Genomic DNA, 25,121 nt, shown 5'->3' on the forward strand with positions numbered 1-25,121 from the left:
GAGTGCCAATATGGCGATATAAAATCAGCGGCTGACTTTTTTCAAAGTCAGCCGCTGATTTTAGTACCTTTTTGTCTAGCTTTATTATTTTAACGACTTGTTTTATATCGTTTTGTTTTGGATACGGATGGCGTTTAAAATCGCCAATAGCGCAACCCCGACATCAGCGATAACAGCTTCCCAGAGCGTCGCAACTCCACCGGCCCCTAGGATCAGCACGATAACCTTTATACCCATTGCCAGGATGACATTCTGCCATACAATATGACGCGTGATTTTTCCAATTTTAATCGCCGATAGGATTTTATGAGGTTCATCATTCTGAATCACCACATCAGCCGTTTCGATAGTCGCATCTGCACCTAATCCGCCCATTGCGATGCCAACCTGGGCCAAAGCAACCACAGGAGCATCGTTGACACCATCTCCGGCAAAAGCGACATTTCGTCCTTCGTCGATCAGTTTTTGTACATGACTTACTTTGTCCTCGGGCAACAGGTCACCATAAGCTTTATCTATCCCCAGTTCGCTTGCCACATTATCTACCACCGCCTTTTTATCGCCAGACAGCATGATGGTGTATAAGCCTTGTGCCCGCATTGCCGAAATGACCGCTTTTGCATCCGGTTTATTTCGATCAGCAACCGTTATATAGCCTGCATAACGATTGTCTATTGCTATCAGTACAATGGAATGGACAATTTGCTTTATTTCTTCCGGATAGGAAATGCCAAACTTGTCCAGCAGTTTGTTGTTGCCGGCGAGAACAAACTTATCGTTGATCGTCGCTTTGAGTCCATGGCCAGCCACTTCCGCTATCCCGTTGGTATTGAAGGTTGCATCTCCCTGATGATAGCTCGCTATCGCCTTTGCGATAGGATGGGTGGAATTGGATTCAATCGCTTTGGCATAATCCAATAGTTCTGCCAAATTTCCGTTCACAGCGGAGACCTCTTTCACTTCAAAGACACCTTCGGTAAGGGTGCCGGTTTTATCCATGACAATCGTATCCACAGCAGTGATGGCATCCAGGAAATTGCCACCTTTGAACAAGATTCCATTTCTGGAAGCTAGGCCTATCCCACCGAAGTAACCTAATGGGATCGACACGACCAACGCACAAGGACAACTGATTACCAGAAACACCAGACTGCGATAAAACCATTCTCTAAAGCTATAGTCACTAACAATAAAAATAGGGACGATCAGCACGAGAACAGCCAGAGCGAAGATAATTGGGACATAAACCTTTGCAAACTTGGAAATAAACAGCTGTGTTTTAGATTTTCGTGCCGTAGCATCCTGCACCATTTCTAATATCTTGCTCAGTTTGCTGTCCTGAAAGGAGCTGCTTACGCTGATTTCAGAAACCGTTTCTAAATTTATCATGCCCGCAAAGACAGCGTCACCCTGATATTTGGTGTCTGGCTTGCTTTCTCCGGTTAGGGCAGCCGTATTGAATGCAGCCCGTTCATTTATCAGTTTTCCATCTAACCCCACTTTTTCGCCAGCTTTGACAATGATAACTTCGCCGAGTGCCACAGTTTTGGGGTCTACAGCTACTTGTTTGCCATCACGCAAGACCGTGACTTTATCCGGACGGATGTCTAATAGCGACTTAATGGATTTTTTTGCATTGTTCACTGCCGTATCCTGAAACCATTCACCGATCTGATAAAAGACCATCACGGCCACCCCTTCTTCAAATTCTCCTATTGCAAAAGCACCTATGGTTGCGATACTCATCAAAAAGAATTCATTGAAAAAATCACCCCGTTTGGCTTTTCGAAAAGCCATATGGAGAACAGGTAGACCCGCTAATAGGTATGCGGCACTATTTAAGAGCAAAGAAACAAAAAAAGGAAGCGTGACCTTAAAGGCATATTTGAGGATCAACAGTGTAATCAATAGGAGGAGTGCAATAAGAAGTTTGCGTTGTGACACCCACCAAGGGATCTCTTTTTCTGTATGGCTATGCTCGTGATTGTGTTCGCACATATATCGAGAGGTCTGATAAATAATCTAAATTTAGCTATTTTAGGTTTAATAAACGAGGATAGAAGGAATTAAAATAGTGAATAAGTATGGTCTCGACCTAGAAAAACCACCAGGTGTTTATCATCGGCACATATATACAAAAGGCTGCTTTCTAAAACGAAAAACAGCCTTTAGATATATAATAAATATAATTTAGTCTTTAGAAGTACTTCCAATGATCATTTCCAATATAGCGACGACGATGGCAAATAACGCGGCGGTCCAAAAACCGTCCACATCAAATTTAGATCCAAGGAGTGAGTCTGAAAGCAATACCATTAAAACGGTGATGATAAAGGAAACTAGTCCCAACGTTAGCCAATTTAAGGGAAATGTGAACAATCTTAAAATAGAACCTACGGTTGCATTGACAAGTCCGATCACCAGACCTGTGACAATGGCCCAGCCAAAACCTGCAACTTGAGCACCAGGTATAAGCCAACAAGCAATTGCGACAACAACTCCGGTGAGTAAAAGACTAATAATAAATTTCATAATATGTGCTAATTTATAAACAGTGAATAAAGTAATAATATAAAAACTATCGTACAAACGCGATGCCAAAATTTGTTTTATGTTAGCGGTATAAACTTGGTACGTTTAATCTAGGTGTCGGCATTGCTACCATCCTGTTGCAATAGCATGCCAGCCGTATTTTTGCTTGCAATCTCCATACAACTTGAAGGAAGATTTTAAACCAAAAAGGCATTGTCGTGTCTATCCAGGTAGATTTATATCAGGCGAAATAATGTATGCTGGCATAGCAAATATTTTGTATATTTATTTCTGATAGATTAGTAAGTAAGACAAAGCGTTGTTTTATAGTAATAACTCATAAATCAATAGACCAATGAAGAAAATGATGATGGCATTTACAATGTTGTTTGTTACAGTAGCATTGTTTGCACAAACAGATCCGATTATCGGAAAATGGGAAAACCCAAGTGGTGAGGGTCGTGTGGAGATTTATAAAAAAGGAGATAAATTTTTCGGCAAGCTTTATTGGCTTAAATTTCCGAATAATGAAGCCGGACAGCCCAAGAAAGATATTAAAAACCCAGATAAGGCACTTCAGGCTAGGGCAGTCCAGGGCTTGGAGATCTTGACTAATTTTGTAAAAGATGGAAATACCTACGAGGACGGGAAAATCTATGATCCGAAAACAGGAAAAACGTACAGCTGCAAAATGACTTTAAAGGGAGATAAACTTGACATCCGTGGTTATGTGGGCGTTAGTTTGCTCGGTAGAACAGAGAGCTGGAAGCGGATAAAGTAGATCCTAGATGATCGTGTAGCTATCTGCAGTGTTAGTATAGCGGAAAGTAAAGCAGATTTATCTGTTGGTAGAAATCCGTGATAAAAGGCAATTTATTCCAGTAGAATAAATTGCCTTTTGGTTTTCTGAAGGAATAACAGTATTTTCATCTGCAAATTATAGAAATCGCTTTATGTCCGTAAAAATGTCTTATGTTGAAAACGTAAAACTTGCGCTGCAATCCATTGTGGGCAACAAGTTGCGGACATTTTTAACGGCATTGATCATAGCAATAGGGATGATGGCCCTGATTGGTGTATTGACATCTATTGATGCCATGAAAAACTCCCTAACGGATTCTTTTTCTTCCATGGGTTCCAATTCGTTCAATATTCGAAATAGGGGTATAAATGTGCAGATCGGAACAGGAGGGACACGGTCAAAGGTATTCGCCAATATTACCTATGCTCAGGCTGCCCGGTTCAGACAGCAATTCCATTTTAACGCGATAACATCCATCAGCGCCAATGTAACCTGGAATTCGACCGCAAAATTTCAATCCAAAAAGACAAACCCCAATATTGGCCTTATAGGTACCGATGAAAATTATCTTCAGACCTCGGGCTATATTGTCAGTGAAGGCCGTAACTTCTCAGTAAGAGATGTTGAGACCGGCGGAGCCGTGATTATTATTGGTAGTGAGGTCAGTAAAATGCTTTTTGGCGAAATCATTAATCCGATCGGACAGTTTATCACAGTCAATAATATTCGGTATCAGGTGATTGGCGTATTGAAAAGCAAAGGTTCTTCGGCCGGAATGGGCGGTGATAGAGCCTGTTTTATCCCTTTGGTGAAAGCAAGATCCGTTATGCAGGTCGTAGAACCCTCCTATGTGATCACTGTATCCTCCAATGATCCGATGCGCCTGGAAGCGGCAATTGGCGAAGCCTCCATTGTATTTCGGAATATTCGTGGACTTTCGGCCAGACAGTCAAATGATTTTGAAATTACCAAATCTGATGCCGTCGCACAAATGCTGATGCAGAATATGGCAATGGTAACCCTGGGCGCTGTTGTGATTGCATTTATTACACTTGTTGGCGCATCCATCGGACTGATGAATATCATGTTGGTGTCTGTAACGGAACGGACACGGGAAATTGGGATTCGCAAGGCAATAGGAGCTACCCCGAGTGTAATTCGCAAGCAATTCCTCATGGAGGCCATCGTCATCTGTATGATGGGCGGGGTTGCGGGAATATTTATCGGTATCCTGATCGGTAATTTATTGGCCCTTCAGCTGGGGACTTCCTTTATTATCCCTTGGACAGCAATTATTCTCGGATTTGCTGTATGTGGGCTAGTCGGGATGCTGTCGGGTTATTACCCTGCATCAAAAGCTTCGAAGTTGGATCCGGTTGATGCCTTACGGTACGAATAGCTTTTGCTATCCCTCTAGTCGCTTTCTCCAAGAAGATTCCATTCATTCAAATATCACATCCTTCTCTGAGAGGCAGTCATGCACTTGAATTTTATGTATCAAGGAGGTTAACGGCGAAGGATATCTATATGTTCTTGTTTTTAAACTTTGCGAATTGGTATGTAGCAACTCGATATTCGATGTAGTTAATGAATACAAATCAATCGTGAGGTTATCATGAGCAAGTAAGCTGGTAGCGCAATATAAATTTGTGCAATCGTTTTCATGTTATCAAAACATTGATTTGAGGTGAATTCTGCGTGAATAACCTATTTCTCAAGCGCCAAGAGTGAATTATTCCAATGAAAACCTGTAATATTGTATAAAAAATAAATTCGAATTATGTACAATACATTACAACCAGTTTTACAAAAAGAATTGGAAGCAATCAAAGAAGCGGGATTGTATAAACAAGAGCGGGTGATCGTTACCCCTCAAGGCGCAGATATTAAAGTGAGCACAGGGCAGGAAGTCATCAATTTTTGTGCAAACAACTATTTGGGATTGTCTTCTCACCCGAAAGTGATCGAGGCGGCTAAGCAGGCGATTGATACACATGGTTATGGCATGTCCTCCGTACGTTTTATCTGTGGGACACAAGATGTACATAAAGAATTAGAAGCAAAAATATCCCAATTTTTAGGGACAGAAGATACGATTTTATATGCCGCGGCATTTGATGCAAACGGCGGTGTTTTCGAGCCTTTGTTTGGTGCTGAGGACGCCATTATTTCCGATGAATTGAATCATGCTTCGATTATCGATGGTGTACGTTTGTGTAAAGCACAACGTTTCCGCTATAAAAATGCGGATATGGCAGATCTAGAAACACAATTGCAGGCAGCATCCGAAGCGAGACACAGAATCATCGTTACCGATGGTGCCTTTTCGATGGACGGATCAGTTGCTCCGTTAGACAAGATCTGTGATCTTGCGGACAAATATCAGGCGTTGGTCATGATTGACGAATCCCATTGTACAGGTTTTATTGGCGCTACAGGCCGTGGTACACACGAGCTATTCAACGTGATCGATCGTGTAGATATTATTACCGGAACATTAGGTAAAGCCCTTGGTGGTGCTTCTGGCGGTTTCACTTCTGGTAAAAAAGAGATTATTGATTTGTTACGTCAGCGTTCGCGCCCGTATTTATTTTCAAATACCTTGGCACCAGCGATTGCGGGCGCTTCCGTTGCGGTATTGGATATGCTGAGTGAGACGACCGCTTTGCGTGACAAGCTTGAATCCAATACCAAATATTTCCGTGAAAAGATGACGGAAGCAGGATTTGATATCAAGCCAGGTTTCCATCCGATCGTGCCTGTGATGCTTTACGATGCAAAACTAGCGCAGGAATTTGCGGCTAAGATGTTGGATGAAGGTATCTATGTAATCGGTTTTTACTATCCTGTTGTACCTCAGGGAAAAGCCCGTATCCGTGTACAGATTTCAGCAGGACATGAGCTTGCGCACTTAGACAAAGCGATCGCCGCCTTTACCAAAGTAGGTAAAGAATTAGGTGTAATTAAATAAAATACACAGAGTTATAAATTTTGTGGTGCAAAATGTTTATCTTTGCACCCTGAATTTAAAAACAAATTTACTTGCTGGATGCAAAATATTAGAAACATAGCGATTATCGCTCACGTCGATCACGGTAAAACTACGTTGGTAGACAAAATCTTACACTTCACAAATCTTTTTAGAGATAATGATGGTACAGGTGATTTAATTCTGGATAATAACGATTTAGAACGTGAACGCGGTATTACTATTGTCGCTAAAAACGTTTCTGTTCAATATAAAGGTGTAAAGATTAACGTTATTGATACACCTGGTCACGCCGATTTCGGTGGTGAAGTAGAGCGTGTATTGAAAATGGCTGATGGTGTTGTATTGCTTGTGGATGCTTTCGAAGGTCCGATGCCGCAAACACGTTTTGTTACACAAAAAGCATTATCCTTAGGTTTGAAGCCTTTGGTTGTAGTCAATAAAGTGGACAAAGAAAACTGCCGCCCTGAAGAGGTGTACGAAAATGTATTTGATCTATTCTTTAGCCTTGATGCTACAGAAGAGCAATTGGCATTTCCGGTATTATATGGTTCTTCCAAACAGGGTTGGATGTCAACAGATTGGAAAGAGAAAAAAGAAGATGTATCTGAATTATTAGATGCAATCATCGATCACTTCCCTCCTTCGCCATTTGTTGAGGGTACATTGCAGATGCAAATCACATCGTTAGATTACTCTACATTCGTAGGGCGTATTGCTATCGGTCGTGTAGCTCGTGGTACGATTAAAGAAGGGCAACCTGTCTCGTTGGTAAAACGTGACGGTAAGATCGTGAAATCACGTGTAAAAGAATTACATACATTTGAAGGTTTAGGCCGTCGCCGCGTGGAAGAAGTTAAATGTGGGGATATTTGTGCTGTAGTTGGTATCGAGGGTTTTGATATCGGTGATACAATCGCAGATTTTGACAATCCAGAACAATTGGAGGTGATTAGCATTGATGAGCCTACAATGAATATGTTGTTCACGATCAACAACTCCCCATTCTTTGGTAAAGAAGGTAAATTAGTGACTTCGAGACACATTCACGATCGTTTACAAAAAGAATTAGAGAAGAACTTAGCATTACGCGTAGTTCCTACTGAATCTCCAGATGCATGGTTGGTCTATGGACGTGGTATCCTCCACTTATCTGTATTAATTGAAACAATGCGTCGCGAAGGTTACGAATTACAAGTAGGCCAGCCTCAAGTAATCTTGAAAGAGATCGACGGTAAGAAATGTGAACCTATCGAAGTATTGGTTGTTGACGTACCTGCTGAAGTTTCTGGTAAAGTGATTGAGTTGGTAACACAACGTAAAGGAGAGCTTTTGGTTATGGAAACAAAAGGCGAAATGCAACATCTTGAGTTCGAAATTCCTTCCCGTGGTATCATCGGTCTACGTAACAACGTATTGACTGCTACTGCCGGAGAAGCTGTAATGGCACACCGTTTGAAAGGATACGAGCCTTGGAGAGGAACAATCCCTGGACGTTTGCATGGTGTATTGATCTCTTTGGACAAAGGTACAACTACTGCTTACTCTATTGATAAGTTACAAGATAGAGGTAAGTTCTTTGTTGATCCAGGTGTGGATATTTATGAAGGACAAATCTTAGGAGAGCACATCCGTGACAATGATTTAACGATCAACATCGTTAAAGGTAAACAATTGACAAATATGCGTGCATCTGGTACAGATGATAACACACGTATTGCACCGGCAATTAAATTCTCTTTAGAAGAATCTATGGAATACATCCAAGCGGACGAATACATTGAGGTTACACCACAATCTATCCGTTTGCGTAAAATCTACCTGACAGAAAATGAGCGTAAAGTAAACGCGAAAAAATTTCAATAGCAGGTAGCTAAGGATTATAAGACAAAAGCCATCGAAATTCTATTTCGATGGCTTTTTTGATAGTAGCCAAGGATATTGAATACGCATACGTCTGACAATAGCTATTTTCCTTATTGACCGAGCTGGCGTGAATGGCAAAATCCCTGGCATATACATCATCGAACTGGAAAAAAGGCAATCGTTCAATCTACAGAAAATATCGAGTATCGGGCTCGATTTTTTCGTATATGCATTTTATTCAGAGGGACTATAATCAGCCAAGATTGCGTAACTTTGTGTGAGATAAGGATTATTATGAGTAACAAAGTGGAGCATACTCCAAAAGAATATATTCAGATAAAAGGGGCTAGAGTCAATAATCTAAAGAATATTGACGTTGACATTCCCAAAAATAAATTAGTTGTCATTACCGGAATGTCGGGTTCGGGAAAATCTTCCCTTGCTTTTGATACCCTATACGCCGAGGGACAGAGAAGATATGTCGAAAGTCTTTCATCCTATGCGCGGCAGTTTATGGGGCGGATGAATAAACCCGAGGTCGATTACATCAAAGGGATCGCACCGGCGATCGCCATTGAGCAGCGTGTGATCACCAGTAACCCGCGTTCTACTGTAGGAACGTCTACCGAAATATACGACTACCTGAAGTTGCTTTATGCCAGGATTGGCAAGACGATTTCCCCTGTATCCGGCAAGGAAGTGACCAAAGATAGCGTGAGTTCAGTGGTAGATTTCACCCTAAAAATTGAATCGGGAGAGTCGATCACACTCTTGGCTCCGTTGGTGCCATCACATGGACGCAAGCTCAAGGAAGAGCTATCACTTTTATTGCAGAAAGGATTTGTTCGTGTCGTCTATCAGGATAAAATGCAAAAAATCGAAAGCATTATTGACGACAAGAACATGGCCAATGCAACGGTTCAGGATGGCACAGTATTGATCGTGGTCGACCGGGTACGTATTGAGCAGGATGATGATACTGTTAACCGGTTGTCCGATTCCATTCAGACTGGATTTTTTGAGGGAAAGGGCGAATTGTATATCGAAGAAAATGGGCACAGACATCATTTCTCGCATAAGTTTGAACTCGATGGAATTACCTTTGAAGAGCCTAGTCCAAATTTTTTCAGTTTCAATAATCCCTATGGCGCCTGTCGGCGTTGCGAAGGTTATGGGAAAATTATCGGTATAGATCCCGATCTGGTTATCCCGGACAAGACCCGTTCTGTATACGATGGAGCAATTGCTCCTTGGCGTGGGGAGAAAATGGGCGAATGGTTGCAGGTGCTGGTCAAAAATTCCTTAAAGTTTGATTTTCCTATACACCGTGCCTTTTCCGATTTGACAGCAGCCCAAAAGGAATTATTATGGACGGGGAATAGCTATTTTACAGGACTTAACCGATTCTTTGAGGAACTGGAGGAGCAGACCTACAAAATTCAATACCGTGTGATGTTATCCCGTTACCGCGGTAAGACGGACTGTCCAGACTGCCGGGGTACCAGGTTGCGCAAGGATGCGACCTATGTGAAGGTGGGGGGTAGGTCAATCACCGACATTGTATTGATGCCCTTGGAGGAAGCCTTGGCATTTTTCACAGAATTACCTTTGACGGGAAACGAGAAAGTAATCGCCAAGCGCTTGTTGGCCGAAATTAATAACCGGCTGCAGTTTTTATGTGATGTGGGTTTAAGTTACCTTACGCTAAACCGTCTATCCAATACCCTATCAGGAGGGGAATCCCAACGCATCAATTTGGCAACTTCACTCGGAAGTTCGCTCGTAGGTTCGATTTACGTATTGGATGAACCAAGCATAGGTTTACATCCGCGTGATACGCAACGTCTGATTTCGGTCCTTAAGTCCCTTCGTGATGTCGGTAATACGGTCGTTGTGGTTGAACATGAGCAGGAAATGATGGAAGCAGCAGATTACCTGATTGACATTGGTCCGGAAGCGGGAATCAATGGCGGTGAGCTAGTTTTTGCTGGAACATATAGCGAGATCCTAAAAGATAGCAGAAGTTTGACAGGGCAATACCTGAGCGGTAAAAGCCAGATAGAAGTGCCCAAGAAAAGACGTAAATGGTCGCATAGTATTACCGTAAAAGGAGCACATGAGAATAATCTTCAGGGGATCGATGTGCAGTTTCCATTAAACACATTTACCGTTGTATCTGGTGTTTCTGGCTCAGGAAAAACCTCCTTGGTAAAACGGATTCTATATCCCGCCCTGCAGAAATCAATTGGTAATTATTCTGGCGAGCAAACCGGGGTGTATGATTCCATCGAGGGGGATATTGCACAGGTGGAACAGATCGAGATGGTCGACCAGAACCCTATCGGTCGTTCTTCGCGTTCCAATCCGGTAACTTATGTGAAAGCTTGGGATGAGATCAGAGCGCTGTATGCTAATCAGGCTGCAGCCAAAGCTGCAGGACTGAAACCTGCTGCATTTTCTTTTAATGTTGAAGGCGGCCGCTGCGACGTCTGTCAGGGCGAGGGAGAAGTGAAGATCGAAATGCAATTTATGGCAGATATTGTGCTGCCCTGTGAGGCCTGCGGGGGCAAACGGTTTAAACAGTTTGTCCTTGATGTGCAATACAAAGGTAAATCCGTGGCAGATGTACTTGAATTAAGTGTGGATGAAGCCATTGTGTTCTTCGGCGATCAGCCTAAGATATTAGCCAAGCTACAACCTTTGCAAGATGTGGGTTTGGGCTATGTTAAGCTCGGCCAATCTTCCAGTACGCTCTCCGGCGGAGAAGCACAGCGGATCAAGCTAGCTTCCTTTTTGATCAAAGGCAATAACAGTAAGAAAACCCTTTTTATCTTTGACGAGCCCACCACCGGCTTACATTTTCAGGATATTAAAAAGCTGTTAAAGTCCTTTGATGCATTGATTAACCTTGGCAATAGTATCTTGGTTATCGAGCATAACATGGATATGATCAAGTCGGCAGACTGGGTGATTGACATTGGACCTGAAGGCGGAAATAAAGGCGGAAAACTGGTTTTTGCGGGACTGCCCGAAGACCTTGTACATTGTAAAGATTCTTATACAGGGCAATTTTTAAAAACACATTTAAAAGATTAAGCCTACTTTAGCATTTGTTATTGGACGCAGCTTGCATGAGGGCTACTGAGTCGAAAACAAAGATTAGTAAATCCAACGATTAATTTAATAAGTAAAAAGGAATATTTAGGTAAGTCCAAGACAGTTTAGGACAAGAGTCTTATCTCTAATAGCTCAATACTCCTATTAAAAAGTGAAAAATGGAAACAGTGTTAAGCCTCAGGCTGGTATAAGATTAAAGAACAGGGGCATAGGCCGTAGGCTTGCACAACCAAATCTCAAATCTAAAAGCTCAATACTAATATCTAACAACAATGATTAAAAGATTTTTTTTAAGTATCGTATTTGGAATAGCTGCACTCTCCACCATGGCACAACAACCAGACAGACCCAAATTGGTCGTCGGTCTGATGGTGGATCAGATGCGCTGGGATTATCTCTATCGTTTTGCGGATCGATATGGCAATGATGGTTTCAAGCGACTTTTGAAAGAAGGCTTCTCCTGTGAGAATACCCTGATCAATTATATTCCGACCTATACAGCCATTGGTCATAGTTCGGTGTACACCGGTTCTGTTCCTTCGATACATGGTATAGCAGGTAATGATTGGATTGAAGAGCTTACAGGTAAGAATATGTACTGCACACAAGATGATAATGTCGTTGGTGTGGGTACGACTGAAAAAGAAGGAAAACAATCTCCCCGCAACTTGTTGGCATCTACTGTGACGGATCAGTTGAAATTGGCTTCAAATTTTAAATCCAAAGTCATTGGTATCGCGATTAAAGATCGCGGTGGTATATTACCTGCAGGACACTTTGCCGATGCGGCCTATTGGTTTGAGGCGAAATCAGGCAATTGGATTACCTCCAATTTTTATATGGATAAACTACCAAAATGGGTGGTGGATTTCAACAAGAAAAAGTTGGCTGAAAAATATCTAAAAGGGGATTGGAAGCCCATGTACGATGTGAGTACTTATGCAGCCAACAGCATTGCTGACGATAATATTTATGAGGGAAAATACCCGGGTGAAGAAAAACCGACCTTGCCGCGTGCGACATCCAAGCTGATGAAAGATGAAGGCCTTGAGTTGATCAAAACAACACCGATGGGCAATCAGTTCACCCTAGATCTAGCCATGGAGGCGATCAAAAATGAGCAAATGGGAAATAATCCAACCAAAAATACCGATTTCCTTTGTGTCAGCCTTTCGGCGACCGATTACGTCGGACATCGCTATTCATTGACAGCGGTTGAAATTGAAGATATTTACCTGCAGTTAGACAAGCAGCTGGCCGATTTCTTCGCTTACTTGGACAATACAGTTGGAAAAGGCAATTATACCTTCTTCCTGACAGCCGACCACGGTGCTTCCTACAACTCCAGATTCTATATGGATATGAAAGGAAATGGCGGTTATTTCTATTCCCGTCAGATTATTTCGGATCTGAACAAAAAATTGAAAGAGAAATTCGGACAGGAAAAAATCGTCAAAAGCCTAATGAATTATCAAGTCCATCTGAACAATCAAATGATTGACTCGCTTCAATTAGACCGTGATAAAATAAAAGAGACCATTATTCGCGAGTTGCGCCAGACTGAAGGTGTCGCTTATGTTGCGGATATGGAAAAAGGTGAAAGTTTAATGATCCCAAAGCCTGTCCGTGAAAAAATGATCAATGGCTATAATTACAAACGGAGTGGCGTTATCCAAATTGTTTGTGAACCGCAATGGTATGACGGAACGCCACGCTCTACAGGTACGACACACGGTACCTGGTCGGGATACGATTCCCATATCCCGTTAGTATTTATGGGCTGGGGCATTAAGCCAGGAGTATCCAATACAGAGGCGCATATTGTCGATATCGCGCCGACCATTTCATCGCTGCTGCACATTAGCGAACCAAATGGAAGTATCGGTAAGCCCATTACAGCAGTTTTGGGCCAATAAACGATTTGATATTAAATAATATTTGCCCTTAGCATAGCTATCCGAGGATTAAACTGTGCTAAGGGTTCTTTTTTACCGGTTAGTTTATAGGTTTTATTCTATTGAATAAAAAACGTAAATTTGCAATTCAACAGGGGGTTAACAAACTATGCTTTCCAAAAAGACAAAATATGCAATTAAGGCACTTATGGTGCTCGGTCGTAACTACGGAAATGAACCTATGCAGATCGTTAAGATTGCACAGGAAGAAAATATTCCAAAAAAGTTTTTGGAACAGATTCTCCTAGAGATGCGAAACGCAGGGATTCTCTATAGCAAAAAAGGTGCAGGTGGTGGCTATAGTTTAAACAAAGCTCCTGAGGATATATTTTTATCGCAGGTGATGCGTCTGATCGATGGGCCTATCGCTTTACTTCCCTGTGTCAGTCTAAATTTCTACCGCTCCTGTGAAGAGTGTACGGAAGAACATGCCTGTGGCATCCGGGATACATTTGTGGAAGTGCGGAATGCGATGTTGCAAATTTTGAATGACACTAGCATCGCGCATTTAATTAGTAAAGAAAAAGAATTGAACCTAAATGTAGATTAGGTCAAATAAATTGAGTCGTCAAAAATAAAAAGGAGATGTAACAGATAAGTTGCATCTCCTTTTTATTTTAATAAAATACTGATAAACAGTATTCTGATTTCTTTGCTAGCCTATTTTTTTATTGTCTGTTATTTGTATTTTTAATTTCTTAGTTATTTAACATTATTTTACGAATTTTCCGTAGTAACATTAATATCTTTATTGCGACAATATATAAACGGAAATTATGAGACTAACCTATTCTTTAGTTTTGTTTCTTTTACTCTCAGCCATCAGCACTATTTCCTACGCCCAACAGCGGCTTATAGGAGTCGTTGTTGATGAGAAAGACCAAGCTAAACTTCATCAGGCCGCTGTTGCGCTACTTAATCCCAAGGATTCTATTTTAATAAAGTTTGACCGCACAAAAGAAAACGGAGCTTTCCAAATTCTTAACCTTGACACGGGCATGTATAAGATGGTCGTATCCTATCCGCAATATGCTGACCTTGTTAAAGATATCCATATTACCTCCCAAGGCCTGGATCTTGGAGCTATACCATTGTCAAAAGCAGCATTGCTTTTGGAAGAGGTACAGGTCAACGGAAGAATTCCCGTGGTGATCAAAGGAGATACGGTGGAATACGATGCGGGTAGTTTTAAAGTGGAGAAAGACGCCAAAGTTGATGATCTGCTCAGGGTACTGCCTGGTATTACGATTGACGGAACAGGTAAGATCACGGCGCAGGGCAAAGAAGTCAAGAAGGTGTTGCTTGATGGGGAGGAATTTTTTGGAGATGACCCCACGTTGATCACCAAAAATATCCGGTCGGATATGGTCAGCAAGGTGCAGGTGTACGAAAAGAAATCGGATCTGGCTGTGCGCACCGGCGTGGATGATGGCGAACGGACACAGACCATTGATATTAAGCTCAAGGAAGATAAAAAGAAAGGAATGTTTGGGCAAGCAATTGCAGGAGGGGGGACAGATAAATATTATGCGGGTAAAGTCATGCTCAATAAATTTAAAGGATCACAGAAAATTGCCGTTTATGGTATCCTGGCCAATGACGGCATGGTGGGATTGGGATTTGAAGACAGCCAAAAGTACGGCGTTGGCGGAAGTGGCAATGTGCAGATGATGGATGGCGGTGGTATGATGATCACCTCCAATGGAGACGAAACTGAAGGTGGATGGGATGGGCGATACCGTGGTGGTGGCGTTCCTAAAGCCTTAAATATGGGGGTAAGTTATTCTGATAAAACCAAAGACGATAAACATAAAATTAACGTCAATTACAAGCGCAGCCAGATCAATGTTGATAACACCAGTACCTATAATGCGCAGAATAACTTGCCCGAGCGAGCACAGATAGACAGCAATATTACTCGTTCGGAAAACGAGAATAAAGCAAATGTCGCCAATCTTAGATACGACTATAAATTGGATTCACTTGCTGATCTGACGGTCAATATGGGGTTCAATAAATCCAATCGGGATAATCTATCCGAGGCCGAGGCCTACCAGAAAACATTGGACGGCCAGCCTATTACCAGTACCAGGTCACGTACAGATCTAAATAGTGATCAGGACAAGTTTAATATAAATGCGATGTTAACACGCCGTTTTAAAAAAGAACGCCGCTCCATCACATTCAATATGAATGCAAATACAGACCAGAACCGTTCCGGGACAACGTATTTTTCGGAAAACTATTTTAACAATGACAGACGCACCGATACGATTGACCAATTTAAAAAAGACAAGTTCAGCAATAACACCTATGGAGGATCGGTCACCTATACCGAACCTTTGTCAAAGCGGATTACAGGTTCACTCGGATACTCCTTTTCCAGCAATCAGTCAGAGACACTCAACCAGGCGTTTAACAAAGATTCAAACAATGAATATACGGTATTAGATCCGCGTGTATTGAATGATTTTAACTTTTCCAGTTTAAAAAATAGCGTCAATACCGCGTTGAATTATAAAACGAATACCCTGACCATCAATCTAAGCAATCGCACCGATTTTGAAGCTGTAAAGCGGACTTATAACAATTTGAATACCGTCTTGCAGCGAGATCAAACGTCAATTAGACCCTCATTAAACGTGAATTATAAGATTTCGAAAACAAAGAGCCTATGGATCAATTATTATGGGCAGACTATCCAACCTTCGCTCACACAGATAGAGCCGCTTAAGCAAAATACGCAACCCCTTGTGGAATATTTGGACAATCCCGACCTGAAGGCTGGCTTTAATAACTCCTATTCCATTAACTATAATTCTTATAAACAGATCAAAGACCAGAGTTTTTACTTTTACATCAGTGCGAATCAGGGAAAACGAAATATTAACAGTAGCGTTCGTTATAATCTGGAAGACGGCACCCGGCAAATTTCTTTTGTAAATATTGATAAGGACAACTGGCGTTTCTATGGAAGTGGATCATACAATTTCATGTTAAAGAAGAAATGGGGTTTAAAAATGAACATGGGCATGAACGCAGAATACAATACCCAATATAGCTATCTATCGCTACTTAACGAAGAACCTAGACTCAACCGTAATAAGACGTGGAATATCGGGCCTGAGATTGGCTTTAATAGGTATAAAGCCAATAAAATGGATTTTTATATTAGCTTAAGCCCAGGTGTCGAACAAATGGATTCGTATCTGCAGCCAGAGTTGAACCAAACCACCTTTAAATTTAATTCATATGCGCAAACCACATACTACTTACCCAAAGACTTTAAAATTTCGTTATCCATGCAACAGAACTACCAAGCTGCGACAAAGACCTTGCAATCCATTAATATGGTGAATATGAATGGCTATATCTCCAAAAAATTCTTGAAAGACAAATCCTTGGAAGCGCAGTTATTTGTCAACGATATTTTAAATAAAAATATTGGGGTACGTCGTTATCAAGATGGAACCGCATTTGTCCAGACCAGTAACGATGTATTGCGTCGCTACGGGATGTTAAAAGTGATCTACAATTTTACAACAATGAAGGGAGGTGATAAATGATGAAGCAATTGATATTTATGCTATGGCTATTATGCTTATCCATTACGACAATACAAGCCCAGAATGCATTTTTCCCAAGCAGTGGTACGGTTACTTTTGAACGAAAATTCCATGTGCAGAATTATCTGAAACGGACCTATCTCAGCAAGCCCGACCTGGATACCTGGGATAAGCTCGGGGTAGAAAATGCGGTCAAAAATGGCCCTGTGGAAATGATTACACACCACACTTTAAAGTTCTACGACGAGGAGACGTTGTTTGAAACCGTACAGGAAGATTATCCGGCGAATTATCGAAATGTTTCCTGGTATAACCCAGCGTTGACGGATTCAAAAACCTATATGAATTTCAAGGATCAGGAGTTCATTAAACTATTGCCTTTTGGCGACGAGCATCTGCTGCTGAAAGACTCCCTCCCGGCGGTAAAATGGAAGTATACGGACGAATATCGCAACATCGCTGGTTATGATTGTCGGCGTGCAAATGGGATCATCCAAGATTCTATCTACGTCGTCGCATTTTTTGCAGGACAGATTCCCATAGCCAGTGGGCCAGAATTGATCCATGGCTTGCCGGGGTTAATCCTTGGGATCTCCGTACCCAGTATGAATCTTAATATGTTCGCAACCAAAATTGAACTTACCAATACCCCGGTTTCTAATGTGCTTACCAAAAAGAAAAAAGTTGTTGCGGAATCGAAAGCAGAAATCATAAAAAAGTTAAAAGATACAGTCTACGATTATATGGACGACAAAGATTTTAAAAAGAGGTTACAGAATGTCTTGTTCTAATCTCGCTTGGTAATAGTATCTGTAGCTAAAGCAAATCAGTAAAAGGGAATAGAAATACCGGGTGGTTTTTAAAAACAAAGAATGCCTGTCTTTTGCGACAGGCATTCTTTGTTTATGCTATATCTGACGTTAACTAGCGTACGGTGCTACCCACTTTGATCGCAGTATCCGGTTTGACGAAATCCAGTCTACCATCAGCATCTTCGGCCATCAGGATCATCCCCTGTGAGGTAATACCTTTGATCTCTCGCGGTTCAAGATTCACTAAAATAGATACCTGGCGTCCGACAATTTCCTCAGGACTAAAGAATTCGGCGATACCAGATACGACCGTGCGGTTGTCAATACCCGTATCGATTGTTAATTTTAGTAATTTCTTTGTTTTCGCAACTTTTTCAGCCGCTAAGATTGTTCCTACGCGGATATCCATTTTAACGAAGTCATCAAAACTGATATTTTCTTTTGCAGGGGCTACCTTCGTATTGTCCGCGCGATTTTTCAATTTCGCCTCAGCGAGCTTGTTCAGTTGAAAGTCAACTTGTTCATCCGTTATCTTGTCAAACAACAATTGGACTTCACCCAGTTGATGACCATCCTGAATGAGCCCTTCGTTGCCTGCATCGTTCCAGTTCCCTTGCGGGAAATTGAGCATTTCAAATAATTTGATTGCTGTTTTTGGTAAAAATGGCTGTGCCAACACGGCAAGGTTAGCAACAATCTGAGACGCTACATTCAGGATCGTTTTTACACGCTCTGTATCAGTTTTAATAATTTTCCAAGGCTCTTCATCTGCTAAGTACTTGTTGCCAAGGCGTGCTACATTCATAAATTCGGACAACGCCTCACGGAAACGAAATTGCTCCAGTGATGATTTGATGGATGCCGGGTAGCTTTTTAACTCATCCAACACCGATTGATCTACGGCTGTCAGTGGAGATCCATTTAGTACTTTACCCTCGAAATATTTATGGGAAAGTACCATCACACGGTTGACAAAGTTACCAAAGATGGCTACCAGCTCGTTGTTGATCCGTGCCTGGAAATCCTTCCAGGTAAATTCAGCATCCGAGGTCTCCGGTAATATCGAGGTCAATACATAACGTAGTTCATCCTGTTTGCCCGGGAATTCCTCTAAGTATTCATGCAACCAGACAGCATGGTTTCTAGAAGTAGATAATTTATCACCTTCCAGGTTAAGGAATTCATTCGCAGGAATATTTTCCGGCAAGATATAATCCCCATGCGCATGTAGAATTGCCGGGAATATAATACAGTGGAATACAATATTATCTTTTCCGATAAAATGGATCAATGTTGCATCATCCGCTGGGTTTTCATGGGTTTTCCAATAATCTTCCCAGTTTTTTCCATGGTCGATTGCCCACTGTTTTGTTGCAGAAATATAACCTATTGGTGCATCCAGCCATACATACAGCTTTTTTCCTTGCGCTTCTGCCAGCGGTACATCCACACCCCAATCCAAATCGCGAGTCATGGATCGGGGCTGCAGACCCGACTTTAGCCACGATTGACATTGGCCAAAAACATTGGATTTAAGCATGTTTTTCTTGCCCTCGATCAGCCATTTTTCCAACCAAGGTTGATATTTGTCCAAAGGCAAGTACCAATGCTTCGTTTCCTTCAATACCGGCGTTTTTCCGCTCAATGTCGAAATAGGGTTGATCAGGTCCGTTGGACTTAGCGAGGTCCCACATTTTTCACACTGGTCGCCATAGGCGCCTTCAGATTTACAGTTTGGACAGGTACCCGTGATGTAGCGGTCCGCCAAAAACTGATGGTATTCCTCATCATAGTATTGCTCCGAAAATTTTTCGACGAATTCACCTTTATTGTATAGGTTCAAGAAAAAATCCTGTGACAATTGGTGGTGGATCGGTTCGGAAGTACGGTGGTAGATATCGAAAGAAATGCCAAACTCCTCAAAGCTCTCTTTGATCTGTTTATTGTATTTATCAATAATCTGCTGTGGCGTAATCCCCTCTTTTTTGGCGCGGATGGTAATGGCTGCACCATGTTCATCCGAACCGCAGACATAGACCACATCCTTTTGATTTAAACGCAGATAGCGAACAAAAATATCCCCTGGAATATAAGCGCCGGCAAGGTGTCCGATATGTAAAGGACCATTGGCATACGGTAATGCCGAAGTAATTGTATAACGTTTTTTATCTAGAATACTCAATGCTTGGAAGTATATTAAAGTTTTTACTTGTTTCTTTCACAAAGATAATTCAATTTGCGGTATTATACTAAGATAAATTTGTTCTCTCCTCATGGGTTGAAAATTTCTATTAGCGGAAATCAGCATGAACTAGAACAAAGATACTTAAGGTTTAAAAGAAATACATTGCGCCGTGGTAACTTCATGGTTATAATGATATAGCTTCATTGCTATAAGAATCAAATTGTTTATCAAATAGAATGAGTATGTCTAAAATACCTGATTTTCTTAAAGGAGGCGACAAAGTCGCCATTGTTTGTCCAGCCAGCTTTATTCGGGGGAATATTGATATTGGCGTTGAAACCTTAAAGAGCTGGGGACTGGAGGTTCTGGTAGGGGAGACAGTAGGGACATCCTACCATCAATTTGCAGGAGATGACCAGTTGCGTGCTGCTGACCTGCAATGGGCCCTGGACGACCCATCCATCAAAGCCGTATTTGCCGCACGGGGAGGCTATGGCTGCGTCCGCATCGTCGATGCAATCGATTTTTCCAAGTTTGAGCAACATCCAAAATGGTTGGTCGGTTTTAGCGATATCACCGTATTGCACAGCCATATCCAACGCAAGTATAAAATAGCGACAATCCACGGGCAGATGCCAAAGTCTTTTGAATCAGCAACGAAAGCTTCACTGGAGACGCTAAAAAATGCACTTTTTGGTGAGTCTGTAGACTTTGCTTATGAGCAATCTGTGTTCCCCAATCGTCCGGGTGAGGCCGAAGGGAAGTTGATCGGCGGCAATTTGGCCATTTTATTATCCCTATTGGCTTCGGACTCAGATGTTAAGTATGCGAATAAGATCCTTTTTATCGAGGATGTGGGTGAGGCCTATTATTCTGTGGATCGGATGCTCTGGGCGTTGAAGCGAGCTGGCAAATTCAAAAAATTGAAAGGCCTTATCGTCGGCGGATTTTCAGCTATGAAAGACAATGATCCGACATTTGGACAGACTGTGGAGGAAATTATCTGGGATAAAGTCAAAGAGTACGATTTTCCCGTTGCCTTTGGCTATCCAGCGGGGCATATCGATGATAACCATGCCCTGGTATTAGGCCGGAAAGTGAAATTAGTAACGAGTGCGAATAAAACTGAACTCATCTATTTATAGCTTTTAGCAATCAAACTGTTTGGTCTCGGATGAAACAGTTTGATTACTTGAGCTCAGGCATCAGCCTGAATGTACAGGAATGACCATCATTGCGGCCTGGCTTTTCCAGGCCATTTTCTGTGCGATACTGGTATTGAAAATCCGGCTGAGCAATCCCTTGTCACGATGGAAGGTAACCATCATATCAATATGATTCTCATTGATATATTGATTAATGCCAACGGCAATATCCGAATGTAAGATATAACTGTATATTGGATGGTAAGCGGCCAGCATATTGGTCATGATATTAATTTCCGTACTTAGCGTCTTGCTGGCAGGGTCTTCCTTGGTAACATGAACGACATACACCTCACTCTTGCTCAGCACTTCTGCTGCATTGATCAATAAGCGGTCTAACTTAAGGCGTACCTCTTTGAGATTGGTTGCGATCAGCATCTTTTTGGGGATTCTGAATTCAGCTTTGGCAGGTACAACTAATAGCGGCGTGTGGCAGTTCTCAATCAATTTTAGCGTATTACTTCCTAAGAGTAGTTTTTTAAAACCGCTTTTGCCCGCTGTTCCCACGATGACAAGATCAATATCTTCTTCTGCGCAGGTTCGGTTGACACCATAGCTCAATTCATATTCCTCCAACACCACTTTCCATGCAATGCCCTGTGGAAAGAGCTGCATTAGATCCTCCTGCCAGACGTTGAGATCCTTTTGTTTTTCTTCCAGGATATCCGAATTACTGATGACAACAGGCTCAGTGCCAACTGTGGGTACGACCTCATAGGTATGGTACAGCACAACTTTTTCTATTCCCCAAAGCGGCGCTAATTTTGCTGCATATTGCGCAGCAGCATATGCATTGTCAGAGAAGTCCGTTAACAAGAGAAGATTCTTCATAGTAATTTATAATCAGGTCTATGTCCTTAAATTACGTATTTTTTGGTTATTTTAGAAATATCAATCAGTAATTAACATTTTAATACATTAATTTTCTATTTATGGCAATTTGGAATTCATTGGGGAAATATAGAGATACAGGCTTGTTGGTCCTTCGTATCGGATTAGGTGTCATGATGATTATGCATGGTTTGCCCAAGCTTCAAGGAGGGCCTGAACTCTGGGGGGGCGTCGGAAAAGCAATGGGCAATATTGGGATCAATTTTATGCCGGCATTTTGGGGTTTTATGGCCGCAGCCACAGAAACGATTGGCGGTCTTTTTTTACTATTAGGTCTCTTCTTCAGACCTTCGGCACTGTTACTTGCCTTTACCATGGTGGTTGCAGGATTGATGCACCTGTCCAAAGGAGATGGTGTCTCAGGAGCCTCACATGCCATCGAATTGTTCTTCGTGTTTTTAGGTCTGGTCTTTGTCGGGCCAGGTAAACATTCCGTAGACAAGAAATAACGGCAAGTATTTAAGCAGGCCAGCATCGCCATATACATAACTGGCGGTACCGCCAGTTATGTATATGGCAAAGGGGACTTCCATGAGCTGGATTCAATCCACGGAAGCCCCCTTGTCCTGTTGTCTACTTTGCCTTATTATTATGATTTATCCATTGGAATGACCAATAAATTGGCCGCACCATTCCATGCCATCTTTTTGGAGATGCTCGTTTTGAATAAGCTTGCCAATAAACCTTGTTTCTTATGGAAGGAGAGGATAAGGTCAATATGTTTCTCTTTCGCATATTCTGCTATCCCCATTGTGATATCGTCATGGCTGATGTAATCATAGATCGGTTTGTATTTGTCAAGGCGTTCATGCAAATGTTTTAATTCCTGGGCCAAATCTGCGGCGGAACTTTCTCTCTTGGCCACGTTCAAAACATAGAGCTGGGCAGAGAAAGCATCGAGCACCTGATCCAGGTTAAACAGACTCAATTTGCGGTCTACTTCTTTCAGGTCAGTTGTCGCTAGCACATGCTTTGGTACTGCCGGATTGACCTTATGAGAGACAATCAACATCGGCTTATTGCAGATATCCATTAAAGTAATGGCATTGCTTCCCACCAATATTTTGGCAAAGCCAGTCTGGCCTGTGATGCCCAGCGCCACCAGATCGATATGCTCAGATTTGCATAAGTCATTTACACCTATCGGAAGATCGACGTCTTCCATCCTATGGGATAAGGCCACTTGTGGTGGAAAGAGCGGTCTGATCAGCGCTAGCCATGCATTTAATTCTTCCTCTTTGGCCTCTTTTACTTCATCATTAACCACAACAATGGGTTCGTTGTTTACAATTGTTACGCTGTTGTACGTATGGTAAACAATCACTTGTTCAGTGTGCCAGGCCGTTGTACAGAGGGCTACTTGTTTTGCAGCTAGAAGTGCATTTTCTGAAAAGTCGGTTAAAAGCAGGATACGTTTCATGCTCATGTCTTTTTAGTTGTTAAATTCGGTTTCTCCGGAATCGCTGGTACAGTGCGTATTGTTGCACGGTCATTACCCTTAGCGTTTGTTTGTATTTCCGTTTTTAATATAACAACTCATCTTACGATAAGTTACAAACAAAAGGTAGAATTCCGATTTAAAGGCTTAAAGCTCCTTTTTCCAATCACTTGTACGAATAATTATTCGCCAATTGCATAATATTTAAATCCGATATCTTCTAGCTCTTTACGATTTAAGAGCTTGCGTCCGTCGAATACGAAAGCGGGCTTTTTCATTTTTTCCTTTATCTTTTGCCACTCATAGGTTTTGAATACATCCCATTCGGTGAGTATTGCGATGGCATGGGCATCATCGCAGGCATCATACGGCGTATCAACAATTTTGACTAAGCGTCTATTTTCATCTGAAGAGCGTGAGTTTAAATAGTCAAGGTCTGCATAAATTCGCTCGGCACTGACTTTTGGGTCGTAAACGGTAATTTCGGCCTGCTCGTTGAGGAGGTAGTCTGCGACATAAATAGCGGCAGATTCGCGTGTGTCGTTGGTATCTTTTTTAAAGGCCCACCCTAAAAAAGCAATTTTTTTACCAGAAACCGTATTATACAATGTTTGAATAATATGGTCTGCGAATCGATGCTTTTGATAGTCATTCATGATGATTACCTGGTCCCAATAATCGGCTACTTCGGTTAGGCCGTAGCTTCTAGCTATATAAACCAGATTGAGAATGTCTTTTTGAAAACAAGATCCACCGAAACCTACCGATGCTTTAAGAAATTTTGAACCAATACGCGTATCCATACCAATTGCTTTAGCTACTTCATCCACGTTAGCCCCGGTCTTTTCACATAATGCTGAAATGGCATTTATTGAAGACACTCGTTGCGCTAAAAATGCATTAGCCGTTAATTTAGAAAGTTCAGAAGACCATAGGTTTGTGGTTAATATCTTGCTCCGGTCTACCCAGTTTGCATAAATATCGACAAGTGCGGCAATGGCGTTTTCATCTTCACCTCCAATTAGCACTCGGTCCGGATTGATCAGATCTGTAATAGCAGTACCTTCTGCCAGAAATTCTGGATTTGATAAAATATGAAAGTCGACTCCATTTCCAGTGTTGTCAAGAATACTTTTTAGAGCTGCAGCTGTACGGACGGGAAGCGTGGATTTTTCAACAACTATTTTGCTGTTTTTGGCCACTGCAGCGATTTGGCGGGCGCACAATTCGATATACTTTAGATCTGCAGCAAGGCCCTTTCCTTTGCCGTAGTTCTTTGTTGGCGTATTAACCGAAATAAAAATCATGTCTGCTTCGTCAATAGCGCTGTCGATATCTGTTGAGAAAAACAAATTTCGGTTACGCGCCTCTGCGACGATTTCACTTAGCCCGGGTTCATACACAGGAAGGTTTTCTAAGTTTTTATCATTCCAGGCATTAATGCGGGCGGCATTTACGTCCACAATTGTCACGTCGATATGGGGACATTGTTTGGCAATTACAGACATGGTAGGGCCTCCCACATAGCCAGCTCCGATGCAGCAGATTTTCTTGATCGTTTTGCTCATTTTGCTTATCTAAATTATAATATAACAATAAATGTAAAGTGTTCAGAACAGTTTTTAGTGTTTAAATGTTGAGTAATTTGATCTAAAAAATTAAATCTTGCAAGCAAGTGTGTTCTTGTGGTTGTAGGTCAGGCGATTTTTATATAAAAAAGCGCTTTTCAAAAGACGACTTTAAGATATAAAAAAAAAGTTAAA

Annotated in this window: 17 protein-coding genes; 11 read left to right on the plus strand and 6 right to left on the minus strand. The window is 41.8% G+C overall.

Features of this window, described 5'->3' with window-relative positions; translation table 11 throughout:
* Positions 1-102: 102 nt before the first annotated feature.
* On the minus strand, positions 103-1,998 hold the full coding sequence (locus HPC41_RS05390; RefSeq protein ID WP_172393025.1) for a heavy metal translocating P-type ATPase: 1,896 nt from the start codon (positions 1,996-1,998) through the stop codon (positions 103-105).
* 192 nt (positions 1,999-2,190) lie between these two features.
* Complete coding sequence (locus HPC41_RS05395; RefSeq protein WP_172393026.1) at positions 2,191-2,532, minus strand: phage holin family protein; 342 nt, start codon at positions 2,530-2,532, stop codon at positions 2,191-2,193.
* 355 nt (positions 2,533-2,887) lie between these two features.
* On the opposite strand from HPC41_RS05395, the gene HPC41_RS05400 reads away from it, so the two are divergent.
* From HPC41_RS05400 to HPC41_RS05440, 9 genes are all read left to right on the plus strand, one after another.
* Positions 2,888-3,313, plus strand: coding sequence for a DUF2147 domain-containing protein (locus tag HPC41_RS05400; RefSeq protein ID WP_172393027.1), 426 nt, complete (start codon positions 2,888-2,890; stop codon positions 3,311-3,313).
* Between the two features lie 172 nt (positions 3,314-3,485).
* Complete coding sequence (locus HPC41_RS05405; RefSeq protein WP_172393028.1) at positions 3,486-4,733, plus strand: ABC transporter permease; 1,248 nt, start codon at positions 3,486-3,488, stop codon at positions 4,731-4,733.
* Positions 4,734-5,114: 381 nt separating this feature from the next.
* Positions 5,115-6,305, plus strand: a complete 1,191-nt coding sequence (kbl, locus tag HPC41_RS05410; RefSeq protein WP_172393029.1) for a glycine C-acetyltransferase — start codon at positions 5,115-5,117, stop codon at positions 6,303-6,305.
* Positions 6,306-6,383: 78 nt separating this feature from the next.
* Positions 6,384-8,189: a translational GTPase TypA gene (gene typA, locus HPC41_RS05415; RefSeq protein WP_172393030.1), complete on the plus strand. Its 1,806-nt coding sequence runs from the start codon at positions 6,384-6,386 to the stop codon at positions 8,187-8,189.
* 294 nt (positions 8,190-8,483) lie between these two features.
* Positions 8,484-11,285, plus strand: coding sequence for an excinuclease ABC subunit UvrA (uvrA, locus tag HPC41_RS05420; protein WP_172393031.1), 2,802 nt, complete (start codon positions 8,484-8,486; stop codon positions 11,283-11,285).
* A 293-nt stretch (positions 11,286-11,578) separates the two neighbouring features.
* Positions 11,579-13,222 (plus strand): alkaline phosphatase PafA, encoded by a 1,644-nt coding sequence (gene pafA, locus HPC41_RS05425; protein WP_172393032.1) that lies wholly within the window; start codon positions 11,579-11,581, stop codon positions 13,220-13,222.
* Between the two features lie 148 nt (positions 13,223-13,370).
* Entirely contained in the window at positions 13,371-13,811 is a 441-nt protein-coding gene (locus HPC41_RS05430) for an RrF2 family transcriptional regulator (protein WP_172393033.1), read from the plus strand.
* 226 nt (positions 13,812-14,037) lie between these two features.
* The gene (locus tag HPC41_RS05435) at positions 14,038-16,827 is read left to right on the plus strand and encodes an outer membrane beta-barrel family protein (protein ID WP_172393034.1); all 2,790 of its coding nucleotides are present in this window, start codon (positions 14,038-14,040) and stop codon (positions 16,825-16,827) included.
* 17 nt (positions 16,828-16,844) lie between these two features.
* Positions 16,845-17,618, plus strand: coding sequence for a GLPGLI family protein (locus HPC41_RS05440; RefSeq protein ID WP_246250418.1), 774 nt, complete (start codon positions 16,845-16,847; stop codon positions 17,616-17,618).
* Between the two features lie 133 nt (positions 17,619-17,751).
* Here HPC41_RS05440 and metG read toward each other — a convergent pair whose 3' ends face one another.
* Positions 17,752-19,821: a methionine--tRNA ligase gene (gene metG, locus HPC41_RS05445; RefSeq protein ID WP_172393036.1), complete on the minus strand. Its 2,070-nt coding sequence runs from the start codon at positions 19,819-19,821 to the stop codon at positions 17,752-17,754.
* 245 nt (positions 19,822-20,066) lie between these two features.
* Here metG and HPC41_RS05450 point away from each other — a divergent pair, with 245 nt between their 5' ends.
* A complete protein-coding gene (locus tag HPC41_RS05450) occupies positions 20,067-20,969 on the plus strand; it encodes a S66 peptidase family protein (RefSeq protein ID WP_172393037.1) in 903 nt (300 codons plus the stop codon).
* 60 nt (positions 20,970-21,029) lie between these two features.
* Here HPC41_RS05450 and HPC41_RS05455 read toward each other — a convergent pair whose 3' ends face one another.
* A complete protein-coding gene (locus HPC41_RS05455; RefSeq protein WP_172393038.1) occupies positions 21,030-21,860 on the minus strand; it encodes a universal stress protein in 831 nt (276 codons plus the stop codon).
* Positions 21,861-21,961: 101 nt separating this feature from the next.
* Here HPC41_RS05455 and HPC41_RS05460 point away from each other — a divergent pair, with 101 nt between their 5' ends.
* Entirely contained in the window at positions 21,962-22,369 is a 408-nt protein-coding gene (locus tag HPC41_RS05460; protein WP_172393039.1) for a DoxX family protein, read from the plus strand.
* Positions 22,370-22,509: 140 nt separating this feature from the next.
* On the opposite strand, the gene HPC41_RS05465 is transcribed toward HPC41_RS05460, so the two are convergent.
* Positions 22,510-23,340: a universal stress protein gene (locus HPC41_RS05465; protein ID WP_172393040.1), complete on the minus strand. Its 831-nt coding sequence runs from the start codon at positions 23,338-23,340 to the stop codon at positions 22,510-22,512.
* A gap of 200 nt (positions 23,341-23,540) precedes the next feature.
* Positions 23,541-24,926 carry a nucleotide sugar dehydrogenase gene (locus HPC41_RS05470; protein WP_172393041.1) on the minus strand — a complete coding sequence of 462 codons (1,386 nt, stop codon included), beginning with the start codon at positions 24,924-24,926 and terminating at the stop codon, positions 23,541-23,543.
* Positions 24,927-25,121 lie beyond the last annotated feature (195 nt).

Origin of the sequence: Sphingobacterium prati, assembly GCF_013167215.1 — a bacterium.
Classification (GTDB): domain Bacteria; phylum Bacteroidota; class Bacteroidia; order Sphingobacteriales; family Sphingobacteriaceae; genus Sphingobacterium; species Sphingobacterium prati.

Coding starts and splice junctions, on each gene's coding strand:
- HPC41_RS05460 (WP_172393039.1), top strand. CDS start 21,962: ATGGCAATTTGGAATTCATTGGGGAAATATAGAGATACAGGCTTGTTG.
- typA (WP_172393030.1), top strand. CDS start 6,384: ATGCAAAATATTAGAAACATAGCGATTATCGCTCACGTCGATCACGGT.
- HPC41_RS05405 (WP_172393028.1), top strand. CDS start 3,486: ATGTCCGTAAAAATGTCTTATGTTGAAAACGTAAAACTTGCGCTGCAA.
- HPC41_RS05430 (WP_172393033.1), top strand. CDS start 13,371: ATGCTTTCCAAAAAGACAAAATATGCAATTAAGGCACTTATGGTGCTC.
- kbl (WP_172393029.1), top strand. CDS start 5,115: ATGTACAATACATTACAACCAGTTTTACAAAAAGAATTGGAAGCAATC.
- uvrA (WP_172393031.1), top strand. CDS start 8,484: ATGAGTAACAAAGTGGAGCATACTCCAAAAGAATATATTCAGATAAAA.
- HPC41_RS05440 (WP_246250418.1), top strand. CDS start 16,845: ATGCTATGGCTATTATGCTTATCCATTACGACAATACAAGCCCAGAAT.
- HPC41_RS05450 (WP_172393037.1), top strand. CDS start 20,067: ATGTCTAAAATACCTGATTTTCTTAAAGGAGGCGACAAAGTCGCCATT.
- HPC41_RS05455 (WP_172393038.1), bottom strand. CDS start 21,860: ATGAAGAATCTTCTCTTGTTAACGGACTTCTCTGACAATGCATATGCT.
- HPC41_RS05470 (WP_172393041.1), bottom strand. CDS start 24,926: ATGAGCAAAACGATCAAGAAAATCTGCTGCATCGGAGCTGGCTATGTG.
- HPC41_RS05465 (WP_172393040.1), bottom strand. CDS start 23,340: ATGAAACGTATCCTGCTTTTAACCGACTTTTCAGAAAATGCACTTCTA.
- HPC41_RS05395 (WP_172393026.1), bottom strand. CDS start 2,532: ATGAAATTTATTATTAGTCTTTTACTCACCGGAGTTGTTGTCGCAATT.
- HPC41_RS05435 (WP_172393034.1), top strand. CDS start 14,038: ATGAGACTAACCTATTCTTTAGTTTTGTTTCTTTTACTCTCAGCCATC.
- HPC41_RS05390 (WP_172393025.1), bottom strand. CDS start 1,998: ATGTGCGAACACAATCACGAGCATAGCCATACAGAAAAAGAGATCCCT.
- pafA (WP_172393032.1), top strand. CDS start 11,579: ATGATTAAAAGATTTTTTTTAAGTATCGTATTTGGAATAGCTGCACTC.
- HPC41_RS05400 (WP_172393027.1), top strand. CDS start 2,888: ATGAAGAAAATGATGATGGCATTTACAATGTTGTTTGTTACAGTAGCA.